The organism is Actinomyces sp. oral taxon 448 str. F0400, from assembly GCF_000220835.1.
In the GTDB taxonomy this organism is placed as follows: domain Bacteria; phylum Actinomycetota; class Actinomycetes; order Actinomycetales; family Actinomycetaceae; genus Actinomyces.
This window is the reverse complement of record NZ_GL985606.1, coordinates 1,248,933-1,260,182: the sequence shown is the minus strand read 5'-3', so window position 1 is coordinate 1,260,182 and position 11,250 is coordinate 1,248,933. Positions and strand designations below refer to the sequence as shown.

The 11,250-nt window shown below is 72.7% G+C and carries 12 protein-coding genes; 4 read left to right on the top strand and 8 right to left on the bottom strand.

The window, feature by feature from the left end:
* Positions 1 to 65: 65 nt before the first annotated feature.
* Positions 66 to 986, bottom strand: a complete 921-nt coding sequence (locus HMPREF9062_RS05395) for a bifunctional methylenetetrahydrofolate dehydrogenase/methenyltetrahydrofolate cyclohydrolase (protein ID WP_009749048.1) — start codon at positions 984 to 986, stop codon at positions 66 to 68.
* Positions 983 to 2,293 (bottom strand): serine hydroxymethyltransferase, encoded by a 1,311-nt coding sequence (gene glyA, locus HMPREF9062_RS05390; RefSeq protein ID WP_009749047.1) that lies wholly within the window; start codon positions 2,291 to 2,293, stop codon positions 983 to 985. Before glyA ends, HMPREF9062_RS05395 begins: the two co-directional genes overlap by 4 nt.
* A 271-nt stretch (positions 2,294 to 2,564) precedes the next feature.
* Between glyA and purU the strand changes: the two genes are divergently transcribed.
* Together purU and HMPREF9062_RS05375 are read left to right on the top strand one after the other, a co-directional pair.
* A complete protein-coding gene (purU, locus tag HMPREF9062_RS05385) occupies positions 2,565 to 3,455 on the top strand; it encodes a formyltetrahydrofolate deformylase (RefSeq protein ID WP_009749046.1) in 891 nt (296 codons plus the stop codon).
* Positions 3,456 to 3,873: 418 nt separating this feature from the next.
* Positions 3,874 to 4,422 (top strand): mycothiol transferase, encoded by a 549-nt coding sequence (locus HMPREF9062_RS05375; RefSeq protein ID WP_009749044.1) that lies wholly within the window; start codon positions 3,874 to 3,876, stop codon positions 4,420 to 4,422.
* Positions 4,423 to 4,844: 422 nt separating this feature from the next.
* Here the strand turns inward: HMPREF9062_RS05375 and HMPREF9062_RS05370 are convergent, their stop codons facing one another.
* Positions 4,845 to 6,029: an MFS transporter gene (locus HMPREF9062_RS05370; RefSeq protein ID WP_009749043.1), complete on the bottom strand. Its 1,185-nt coding sequence runs from the start codon at positions 6,027 to 6,029 to the stop codon at positions 4,845 to 4,847.
* A 58-nt stretch (positions 6,030 to 6,087) separates the two neighbouring features.
* On the opposite strand from HMPREF9062_RS05370, the gene HMPREF9062_RS05365 reads away from it, so the two are divergent.
* Positions 6,088 to 6,462: a MerR family transcriptional regulator gene (locus HMPREF9062_RS05365; RefSeq protein WP_009749042.1), complete on the top strand. Its 375-nt coding sequence runs from the start codon at positions 6,088 to 6,090 to the stop codon at positions 6,460 to 6,462.
* Positions 6,463 to 6,578: 116 nt separating this feature from the next.
* Here HMPREF9062_RS05365 and HMPREF9062_RS05360 read toward each other — a convergent pair whose 3' ends face one another.
* Positions 6,579 to 6,935 carry an ArsR/SmtB family transcription factor gene (locus HMPREF9062_RS05360; RefSeq protein WP_009749041.1) on the bottom strand — a complete coding sequence of 119 codons (357 nt, stop codon included), beginning with the start codon at positions 6,933 to 6,935 and terminating at the stop codon, positions 6,579 to 6,581.
* 68 nt (positions 6,936 to 7,003) lie between these two features.
* Here HMPREF9062_RS05360 and HMPREF9062_RS05355 point away from each other — a divergent pair, with 68 nt between their 5' ends.
* On the top strand, positions 7,004 to 7,408 hold the full coding sequence (locus HMPREF9062_RS05355) for a nuclear transport factor 2 family protein (RefSeq protein WP_009749040.1): 405 nt from the start codon (positions 7,004 to 7,006) through the stop codon (positions 7,406 to 7,408).
* 37 nt (positions 7,409 to 7,445) lie between these two features.
* On the opposite strand, the gene HMPREF9062_RS05350 is transcribed toward HMPREF9062_RS05355, so the two are convergent.
* The 4 genes from HMPREF9062_RS05350 to HMPREF9062_RS05335 all read right to left on the bottom strand — a co-directional run bounded on the left by HMPREF9062_RS05350 (position 7,446) and on the right by HMPREF9062_RS05335 (position 11,246).
* On the bottom strand, positions 7,446 to 8,681 hold the full coding sequence (locus tag HMPREF9062_RS05350; RefSeq protein WP_009749039.1) for an N-acetylglucosamine-6-phosphate deacetylase: 1,236 nt from the start codon (positions 8,679 to 8,681) through the stop codon (positions 7,446 to 7,448).
* A 30-nt stretch (positions 8,682 to 8,711) separates the two neighbouring features.
* Positions 8,712 to 9,959, bottom strand: a complete 1,248-nt coding sequence (locus HMPREF9062_RS05345) for a DNA glycosylase AlkZ-like family protein (protein ID WP_009749038.1) — start codon at positions 9,957 to 9,959, stop codon at positions 8,712 to 8,714.
* 10 nt (positions 9,960 to 9,969) lie between these two features.
* Complete coding sequence (gene nucS / locus HMPREF9062_RS05340; protein WP_009749037.1) at positions 9,970 to 10,665, bottom strand: endonuclease NucS; 696 nt, start codon at positions 10,663 to 10,665, stop codon at positions 9,970 to 9,972.
* Positions 10,666 to 10,832: 167 nt separating this feature from the next.
* Complete coding sequence (locus tag HMPREF9062_RS05335; RefSeq protein WP_034253808.1) at positions 10,833 to 11,246, bottom strand: DUF2550 family protein; 414 nt, start codon at positions 11,244 to 11,246, stop codon at positions 10,833 to 10,835.
* Positions 11,247 to 11,250: the final 4 nt, after the last annotated feature.

The following is an 11,250-nucleotide window of genomic DNA, read 5'->3' as shown; positions in this document are numbered from 1 at the left end:
GGCCGCCCCGCCCGCCGCGGCACCGGCCAGGACGATCCGGCGCCGCAGCGGCCGCGGACTCGCGCTCACCGCTGCGAGCCGGCTCGCGTCCGCGCGCCGTGCTCAGCGGCCTCGACGACGTTGGCCAGCAGGAGCGCCCGGGTCATGGGCCCCACCCCCCCGGGGTTCGGGGAGAGCCATGAGGCGACGGCGTCGACGCCGTCGGCGACGTCCCCGGCGATGCGGTTCCTGCCGGTGGTCGGATCGAGAGCCCGGGAGACGCCCACGTCCAGGACGACGGCACCGGGGGCGACCATCTCGGGAGTGATGACGCCGGGGCTACCGGCCGCCGAGATGACGACGTCGGCGCGGCGCACGTGGTCGGCCAGGTCGCGCGTCCCGGTGTGGCAGACGTCGACGGTGGCGTTGACGTCCTTGCGACCCAGTAGCAGACCGATGGAACGGCCCACGGTCACACCGCGGCCGATGACGCACACGTCCGCCCCGGCGAGCTCGATGCCGTGACGCCTCATGAGCGCGATGCAGGCGCGCGGAGTGCACGGCAGCGGCGAGGAGATCGGCTCCTTCGCGCGCAGGGCGAGCCGCCCGAGATTGGTCGGATGCAGGCCGTCAGCGTCCTTGCCCGGGTCGACGCGCTCGAGGATCGCATTGGCGTCGATCCCGCGCGGCAGCGGCAGCTGAACGATGTAGCCGGTGCAGGCCGGGTCGGCGTTGAGGGCGTCCACGGCGGCCTCGACCCGCGCCTGCGTGGCGGCCTTCGGCAGGTCGACGCGGATGGAGGCGATGCCGACCTCGGCGCAGTCGGCGTGCTTGCCGGCGACGTACCTGACGCTCCCCGGGTCCTCGCCGACGAGCACGGTGCCCAGCCCGGGCGTCGCGCCCCGCTCGCGCAGAGCGGCGACGCGCCCGGCCAGCTCGGTCTTGATCGCGGCGGCCGTGGCCTTGCCGTCCAGAACCTTCGCGGCCCCGCTCCAGGGGGCCCTCACTGGACCAGTCCCGGGTAGAGGGGGAAGGCGTCGGTGAGGGCGGAGACCCGGCCCTTGAGGCGGGCGAGCAGCTCGTCGTCCGCCCTCCCGGCGGCGCCGGCGACCAGCGCGGTGGCGATGATGTCGGCGACCTCGGTGAACTCGGGCGCGCCGAAACCGCGGGTGGCCAGGGCGGGCGTGCCGATGCGCAGTCCGGAGGTCACGCGCGGCGGGCGCGGGTCGAAGGGCACGGCGTTGCGATTGACGGTGATGCCGGCGGCGTGGAGGAGGTCCTCAGCCCGCTGGCCGTCCAGGGCGGCCTCGCGCAGGTCGACCAGGACGAGGTGGACGTCGGTGCCGCCGGTGACCAGCCGGATGCCGGCGCCGCGCACGTCGTCGGCGAGCAGACGCCGGGCGAGGATGGAGGCGCCCTTAAGGGTGCGGACCTGACGGTCCTTGAACTCATCGGTGGCGGCGATCCTCATGGCCACGGCCTTGGCGGCGATGACGTGCATGAGAGGGCCGCCCTGCTGACCGGGGAAGACGGCCGAATCGAGCTTCCTGCCCCACTGCTCGGCCCGGTTGGACAGCAGCATGCCGGACCGGGGGCCGCCGAGAGTCTTGTGCACGGTGGTGGACACGACGTCGGAGGCGGGCAGCGGCGAGGGGTGCAGGCCGGCGGCGACGAGCCCGGCGAAGTGGGCCATGTCGGTCCACAGGGCGGCGCCGACCTCGTCGGCGATGGAGCGGAAGGCCTCGAAGTCGAGGTGACGCGGGTAGGCGGACCAGCCGGCGATGATGACCCTGGGGCGCTCGCGCAGGGCGACCTCGCGCACCCGGTCCATCTCGATGCGGTGGCTGGTCTCGTCCACGCCGTAGGCGGTGGCGCGGTAGTTCCTGCCGGAGAAGTTGATCTTCATTCCATGGGTGAGATGGCCGCCGTGGGCCAGCGAGAGCCCGAGGATGGTGTCCCCGCTGCGGGCCAGGGCGTGGAGGACGGCGGCATTGGCCTGGGCGCCCGAGTGCGGCTGGACGTTGGCCCACTCGGCGTCGAAGACCGCCCTGGTCCGCTCGATGGCGAGGGACTCGGCGACGTCGACCACCTCGCAGCCCCCGTAGTAGCGGCGCCCGGGGTACCCCTCGGCGTACTTGTTGGTCAGCACCGATCCCTGGGCCGCCAGAACGGCGCGGGGCACGAAGTTCTCGGACGCGATCATCTCCAGGGTGCCGCGCTGGCGGGCGAGCTCCCCGTCGAGCACGTCGGCGATCTGCGGATCGAGTTCGGCCAGCGGCAGATTGTTCACGGTGGTGGGGGCGGGACCAGTCATGGTTCTCCTCGATCTGTGCGCGGCCGGAACCGCGCGGGGCTGCGACCTCGGCCCAGGCGGGCGACCAGGTTCTCCCTTGCTCCCCCTCCACTCCCGCGGCGCGGGCGGAGGCGGGCCGGCGCTCCCCGGTGGTGGCCACCTTTTCGCCAGTCGCGCACGGCAGCGCCAGTCTAGCGCCCCTCGAGCCGGGCGCGGTTCGCCCCCCGGTCTCCTCGCCCGTCCCCACCCGTCCGCGAGGCCGTCGACGAACCCGACCGGCTAACCTGCGGTCATGACCACCCGGACCCCCGTCGACGCCGAGACCACCGCGGCGCCCGCCCCCCAGCATCTTGTCCTGACCCTGTCCTGCCCCGACCGGCCCGGCATCGTCCACGCCGTCACCGGGGCGCTGGCCCGCCGCGGTGGCAACATCACCGAGTCCCAGCAGTTCGGTGACGCCGAGTCCGGACTGTTCTTCATGCGCGTGGCCGTCCTCACCACCGTCCCGCGCACCGAGATGCAAGCCGACCTGGCCGAGCTGGCCGGCCAGTACGAGATGCACTGGTCCCTGCACGAGGCCGACCGCCGGCTGCGCACTCTCATCATGGTCTCCACGCAGGCCCACTGCCTGTCCGACCTGCTCTTCCGCGCCACCAGCCAGGCAATGCCCATCGACGTCGTCGGGGTGGTCGGCAACCATGAGACGCTGCGCTCGGTGGCCGAGTTCTACGGTGTGCCGTTCCATCACATCCCGGTCACCGGGGATACGAAGGACGCGGCCGAGGCCGAGCTGCTCGGCCTGGTCGACTCCCTGGGCGTCGAACTCGTGGTCCTGGCCCGCTACATGCAGATCCTCTCCCCCGCTCTGTGCGAGCGCCTCCACGGGGGCGTGATCAACATCCACCACTCCTTCCTCCCCAGCTTCAAGGGCGCCAAGCCCTATCACCAGGCCCACGACCGCGGAGTCAAGCTCATCGGCGCCACCGCCCACTACGTGACCGCCGACCTGGACGAGGGGCCGATCATCGAGCAGGACGTCACCCGGGCCTCGCACGCCGACTCCATCCCGGCCCTCCAGCGCAAGGGCCAGGACGTCGAGAGGCGGGTGCTGGCCCAGGCGGTGACCTGGCATGCCGAGCATCGGATTCTGCTCAACGGCCGGCGCACCGTCGTCTTCAGCTGACGGCCCCTCACCCGCCGTCGGCCCTCTACAACCCCCTGCGCAGCGCCCAGGCGCCCAGCCCCGCTCCGGCTGGCGGTGCAGTATCGCGCGGCCGCCGACACGCTCGGCGTCGGCGAGATCCTCCTCGTCCACCGCGTCGATTGCGGCATGTCGCACCTGGAGGGCCGCACTTTCGCCGATTCGCTGGCCGGAGCGACCGGGGTGCGGCCCACATGGCGGCCGGGCGGCTCGGTCAGAAGGGCGGGACGACATTGAAGAGGGCGGCCAGGCCGGGGGTGGGGGCCCGGGGACGAGATGATCTCGGCATCACCGGCCCGCTCGCCAGGGCGTGGACCAGACGCTCCCCGATGGATGCCGTCGCTCGTGCCCGCCCGGGGACTCTGGCCCGCCCTCGCCACAGACGGCCTACGGTCGTTCCATGAGCACGAACGCCGTACCGACCGACCCCCGCCTCGACCTCCTCCTGTTCTGCCTCGACCGTTCACGCGAGCGCTTCGACCGCGCCCTGGCCGGCGTCACCGTCGAACAGGCCAACACCCGGCCCGCCCCGCGCACCGCGCCGCGTATCGACTCCCTGACCTGGCTGTCCTGGCACACCGCCCGCGAGATCGACCTGCAGATCTCGGCCCTCACAGGTACCGCCCCGCTGTGGACCGCCTCAGGGTTCGCAGCGCGTTTCGCCCTGCCGTTGCCCGATGACACCGAGGACTGGCACCACACGCCCGAACAGGCCGCCCTGGTGCGCATCGACGACCTCACGCTCCTGACCGACTACCTCGACGCCGCCTACACGCTCATCCGCGACTACCTCACCAACCTGCCGGCCGCCGCACTCACCGACGTCGTGGACCGCTCCTGGGACCCGCCCGTCACCCGCGCCTCGCGTCTGGCCTCGATCATCGACGACGCCGCCCAGCACTCCGGCCAGGCGGTCTACTCCCGCCGCCTGCTCGGTCTGGAGGGCTGAGGGCCGACCGCCCCCTCCCCGAGCCCGGCTCCTCTACGAGCGGCGAATCCGAGATGACCAGCGCGATGACCTCGTCGTTCATGGCGTCAAGGACGGCGCGGGCCCGCAGGGCCGAGCCGTCGCGAGCAGCGCCGGCGGCGATGAGCGCGCCGTCCACGTCCTAGAGAACCGCGCGTCGGAAATCGCCCCGGCGAGCGGAGAGCTCCGTGGCCCTCACGAGAGCAGGCTAGCAGCGCATGGTCGCCGACATTCGCCCGCGGATGCCCTCCCCCGCGCCGAGGACGATCCCAATGACCCCGGTGTGTCAAGCGCTTGCAACCTCGCCTTGAACATGCGACCACGCGCGCAAGCCTCCCCGCTGCAGCGCTCTGCAAGAGGCGGTCCGGCACGCCCGGGTCGTCCGTGAGCAATCCCGACAGACATCATTCCGCTTCCGGGCCGGCCCGGAGGGCGAGGGCGGTCAGGGCCATGCCGGCGAGCGCGAGGAGAGCTCCGGCGAAGCCGTTCCAACGCAGGACCCCGGCGCTCATGCCGAGGCCTCCGAGCACCGAGCCGATCGCGTTGGCCAGGTTGAAGGCACCCACGGTGACCGCCAACGATAGGGTCGGCGCGGCGCCGGCGCGACGCAGGACGAGGGACTGCAACGGCGCGACCATCGCGGTGGACAGCAGGCCCAGCACCAGGACGAGCCCGACCATCGGGGCCGGATGCCCGGCCAGGACCGGGATCGCCACCAGAGTGAGGACGAGGGCGAGGAACACCCCCGCGAGGGTCCTGCTGAGGGAGAGGTCGGCCAGGCGCCCGGCCAGCAGATTCCCGACGAACCCGCCGACCCCGTAGGCCAGCAGCAGCATCGGAACAGCCCCGGCGTCCATCCCGGTCACCCGCGTGAGGAGAGGGACGAGGTAGGTGAAGACGACGCCGACCCCGGCGAAGCCGATGGCCGTGGCCGACACGGCCAGCAGCACCGGCCCGCGCGCCAGCGCCCCGACCTCGTCGGCCACGCCCGTCGCCGGGGCGGCCGCGGGGGGCATGGCGACCGCGAGCAGGACCTCCCCGAGACCCGCGAGTGCCACGACGACGACGAACGGGGCCCGCCAACTCGTGCCCCCGCCCAGCAGGGCGCCCAACGGCACACCGAGCACGGTGGCGATGGTGAGCCCGGAACCGACGATCGCGATCGCTCGCCCTCGGCGGCCCGGCCCCATCATGGCGGTCGCGGTGGTCAGTCCGATAGCGAACAGCGTCGCCTGGGCGCAGGCGGACAGCACCCGCCCCACGATCACCCACGCGTAGGTCGGCGCGAGCACGGTGAGGGTCGTGCCCGCGATGAAAACGGCACCCAATCCCAGGGCCAGGCCCTTGCGGGGCAGGCGGGCGGTCGCTGCCGTGACGAGGGGACCGCCGACAGCGACCCCGAGGGCGTAGGCGGTCACGATCTGACCGGCGGCGGAGATGCTCACCGAGACGTCGGCCGCGATCTGCGTCAGGACGCCCGACACCAGGTACTCGGCGGTACCGGTGCAGAACACCAGCATCACGAAGCCGACCATCACGAGCACCAGTCGGGCTCGGGAAGGAGCGGGAGGGGTCTGCTCAACAGTCATGCTGCTAGGCTCAACCTTCACATCAATGTGAAGGCAAGCCGCAGGAGGCACCACTCGTATGCGCATCTCGCAGATCTCCGAGCGCACCGGCATCCCGGCCCGGCTCCTGCGCTACTACGAGGAACAGGGCCTTCTTGCGCCTGCGCGCAATGCGTCCGGCTACCGCGATTACGACGACCGGGACGTCGAAGTCGCCCGCCGCGTCCGTCTGCTCCTCGACGCCGGCCTGTCCACCGCCACCATCCGCACCGTCGCCCCGTGCCTGATCGAGCGTGCGGGCCGCCTCGCCCCCCTCTGCGCCGAGATCATCGACGACCTTAAGCGGGAGCAGGCCCGCATCGAGGCCTCCATCATGACTCTGGCCGCCTCGAGGGACGCCATCGGCGCCGTCATCGCCGCCGGCCAGGACACCGCTCGTCGACAGAGGCCCTGACAGCCCCGATCCCTCACGAACGACTGGTCGGACTGGCCCGCACCTCGCAGACCGCTGCAATGACGCGGCATAATGCGGATGCCCGAGCGCGCGACAGCGGCCCCGCCTGACGGGTCTTACGCGAGTGCAGCCCGGCCCCACTCGCTGCGTGCTCCTGGCGCCGGGCCGTCTCCGTCGGGAGTGCGCAGAACGGCGTCGAGCAGGCCCGGGAATCGAGCGTCGAGGTCGTCGCGGCGTAGGGTGAGCAGCTTGCTCGTGCCCTTCGGATCAGTGCGCACCAGGCCCGACTCCCGCAGGATGCGGAAGTGGCGCGTCATGGCGGAGGGGGCTAGAGGCGTCGCAATCGATCCGCAGGCGTGCGGCCGGTCGTCCGCCACCTGGCGGACGACCGAGAGTCTGACCGGGTCCGCCAGGGCGCGCAGAACCGCCACGAGCCGGATGTCCTCCCTGCGCGGGTGGTCGTCGGAATGCACATCGGCATGATACGGTTGCGTCTATTAGTTCACTTACTTGTGAACAAACGAATATGAAAGGACCGAGCATGCCGAGCACGACAGGCCCCTCGACCCGGAACGCCGCGACGACGCTGGACCGCTACTTCACCCTGTCGGACACGGCGGGCCACTCGCAGACCGACTTCGAGGAGCTGATCGGATTGTTCGCCCCCGACGCCGTCCTCGAGCCGGCAACGGGTCCGTCCGTGCGGGGAGCAGCGCAGATCCGCGCCTTCTTCCGCACCTTCTTGGACCGCAATGCCGAATCCCGCCACCTGTGGCGGACGCGGGTCGACGACTCCGAGCCCGGGACGGTCACCGTCGAGTGGGCCGTGGCGGTCAGGCGCTCAGCGGGCGGCCTCGCGGCCATGACGGGCACGGACGTCGCAGCCCTCGCCCCCGACGGCAGAATCGCCCGCCTGCGCGTCGCCATGGAGGGCGGACCCCCCTGACCCCCGACAGCACCTCCCGGCGACCAGGAGGGACGGCTCAGGCGACGACCTCGCCGCGGCGCACGACCATCACCGGCTTCAGCTCCTCGTCGACGACCACGAGGTCGGCCCGCAAGCCCGGGGCGAGCGCGCCGACCGACTCGTCGCCCAGGATCCCAGCCCCCTGCCGGGACGCGGCGAAGACGGCGTCGACCAAATCCACGCCGCCGTGCCACGTCGTGCGGACCACGTCGATGAGGTGCGCGGTGCCCCCGGCGATCGCCCCGCCGGCCAGGCGGGCGACGCCGTCCACGACAGTCACGGCCTGAGAGCCCAGGGCGTAGTCGCCGTCGGGCATCCCCGCCGCGGCCATGGCGTCGGTGACGAGAACGATGCCGTCCCGACCGAGTAGCTCGAACATGCTGCGCACGAGCGTCTGGTCCAGGTGGACGCCGTCGCCGACCAGCTCCACGACGCACCGCCCGCTCGCAGCGGCGGCCAGGAGCTCGGGCACGGGCCCGGGCGCACGGTGGTGCACGGGCCGCATGCCGTTGAACAGGTGGGTGGCAGTGGGCCGCGTCGAGCGCACCGGCGTGCCGGCCCCGGCCCGCGCAGCGATGCGGAAGGCCGCATCGGCCAGGCCCGCGCGCACGGGCGCGGCCCCGGAGTCGGTGTGTCCGAAGGAGGGCAGGACTCCTCCCTCGACGAGCGCCGCAATGACACCGCCGTCTCCGGTGACCCCCGGCCGCTCCGGAGCGAGGGTCATGGTGACCACGTGCCCGCGCCCGAGGCCGATCAGCTCGCGGGTCAGCTCCGCATCGGGGGCCGTGATGAAAGCGGGGTCCTGGGCGCCGCAGCGCTCGCGGGAGATGAAGGGCCCTTCGAGGTGGATGCCGGCGAGCTCGCCCGCATCGCACAGATCCGCCAGCACACGGGTGCGCCGCCGCAGGATATCCGGTGCCGCCGTGACGCAGGAGGCGATAAGGCTCGTGGTGCCCGCGCGGCGGTGCTCCATGACGGCGACCATCGCCCGCCCGGGACCGTCGATGTCGGGAAAGGACTCGCCTCCGCCGCCGTGGCAGTGGACGTCGACGAGCCCGGGAAGCAGATAGCCGCCCGCGGGCGCGCGCACGGCGCGCTCGGGCAGCCCGCCCCACCCCGCCCGTTCGGCCTCGTCCGCCGTCCCCACCCAGGCGATGCGGCGACGAGCGACGACGACGAGCCCGTCGTCGATGATCCGCAGCGGGGTGACGACGGCGCCGCGGTAGGCGGTCGTGGGGGAGTGCGTGCTCACACCAGCAGGTTATTCCGGCGCGACGGGGGATCAGGCCAGGCGGCGCGCCATGCCCCGCACGGCTCCAGCCACGTCCGCCTCGAGGCGTGCCGAGCGGCGGGCGTCGTCAGCCCACAGGAGCCCCTCCCCCACGGGGCGGACGGCCACCACTCGCCCGCGATCGACCAGCAGCGGTCTGAACATGCCATTGCCCGCGGGGCAGATGAGCAGCTCGCCGGCGGCATCGGTCAGGCAGGCGCGGTCCTTGTACCCCACGTGCACCTCGTCGAAGGAGGCCAGGAAGAACGTGCCCGCCGCCTGCCGGCGACAGACCGCGAGCAGGTCCGGCAGGTCGGCGCGCATGTAGAGGACGGTGGAGCGCTCACGCCCCGACGGCGCCGTGCGCGCTCCCGCCCCGAGCACGCGCACGTCCCCGCGCAGCCCGCCCTCGGCCACCGCCCGCGTCAACGGCACCTCTCCGCGCGCGGCGTCGGCGCCGTAGCCGGCGGCGTTCGTCAGCTCGACGGCGTCCTCCAGAGCCCGGGACGCCTCCCCGACGGGAAGCGACGTCCAGCGGGCCAGGTCGGTCGCACTCGCCGGTCCATGACTGGCGGCGTAGCGCCGGGCGATCTCGGCCAGGGCGGCGCGGTGCCCGTCGGTACCGCGGCCTCCCCCGCCGGCGCCGCCGGGCCCGGACTCGGCCGGGGGAAGCGGAGCGGCGCTCACGATGAGATGCTCGTTGCCGCGGCGCGGCCCCTGGACGAGGACGCCCTCGCGTTGGAGGCGGACCAGCAGGTGTCGGCGCCATCCCGCCCCGGAAGCGACGAGGCCGGCATCCGACCAGGCCCCGATGAGACGATCTCGCATCACCGGGCCGTGCTCGGCCATCAGGGCCAGGGCGATGGAGCCGGCGCGCTCCAGCATCGCGTCGTCGATGCCCAGTCGCCTCTCGCCCGAGCGCGTCCACGCGTCGGTGCGGTGCATGAGAGCCACGCGCAGCCAGTGGTGGTCGGCGGCCGTGGTGACGTGCACGGTGCCGCGCATCGGCCAGGAGCGCACGAGCTCACCGGCCTCGAAGGCCGCGTCGACATCGTCGCGCACAGCTCCCGCCGTCCGGGAGATGATCGCGTGGGGAACGGAGAAAACCTGCTGACCCTGGACGGCGAGCTGACGGCGCACCGCCTCGGCGGGCGCGGGCGACGCCGTCGCGCTCACGAGCCCCTGGGCGACCAGACGCAGGTAGGACATCTCCCGCGGGGCGCGGGGCGCGACCGCTGCAGGCCCGGGGGCACCGGTCATCTCAACCTCCTCAGAACAGCCGCGACGAGGGGTCGTCCATGCCGCGCATGGTGTCGTAGTCGAGCACGACGCAGCGGATGCCGCGGTCCTCGGCCAGCACGCGCGCCTGGGGCCTGATCTGCTGGGCGGCGTACAGGCCGCGCACGGGGGCCAGCAGCGGGTCGCGGTCGAGCATCTCGACATAGCGGGTCAGCTGCTCGACGCCGTCGATTCCGCCCACGCGCTTGACCTCGACGGCTACCGAACGGCCGTCGGCGTCCTTGGCCATGATGTCCACCGGACCGATGGGCGTGGGGTACTCGCGACGCACCAGCCGCCAGCCGGGGCCCAGCACCTCGATCTGCTCGGCGAGGAGCTCCTGGAGATGAGCCTCGACGCCGTCCTTGGTCAAGCCCGGGTCCACCCCGAGGTCCGCACTGGTATCCGAGACGACGTCGAACAGGCGGATGACGAGCCGGTCGTCGGTCTTGGAGGCCGTCACCTCCCAGCGGGAGACGACGCCGGCCTCCCGGTCCTCCTCGTCGGGGTCGACCTCGGCGAGCCTGGCGGGAGGACTCATCCAGTTCAGCGGTTTGTAGGAGCCGCCGTCGGAGTGGACGAGAACCGAGCCGTCCGCCTTGATCATGATGAGGCGAGTGGCCCGGGGCAGATGGGCGTCCAGGCGCCCGGAGTAGTCCACGCAGCAGGTGGCAATGACGACGCGCACGCCGGCAGCCTACAGGCGAGCCGGGGCTCGGAACGGGCGAACGCGCGCGCCCGCCCGAAACGGGCGAACGCGACGAACCGACTGCTCGGTCGGCCCGCCCCCGCCCCGAACGGCGGCGCCGGGGCGCATGCACCGCCCGTCGGCCCGCCCGGCCGCTCCTCGCCCACTCACAGGAGGGCGGGCTGAGTCGGCGGTGCCGACTCCAACCAGGCGACGAATGCCGAATGGGAGTCCTCCATCATGGCCAGATCGAAACGCTCGCCGCGATAACCGCACTCGACGTCGACGATGCGCCCGTCCGCACCGCGGTGATGCACCTCGCCGAGCTCGAGACCGGCCCGCTCGAAGCGGTAGCGCGGTCGCACGGACAGGGAGACCAGACGCATCCACTCCACCGACTCGTTGCCGAAAGTGGCGATACCACTGGCCCAGCGGCCCCGACCGGGCCGACGCAGGGCGCACTCGAAGGAGCCGACGCGTCCGGCCAAGTGCCGCAGGCGGAGGATGAAGACCCCGGCCACAACCACCACCACGAGCGCAATGACGCCCGCGGCCGCCCACACCGGATGTCCTCCTCCCATAGGC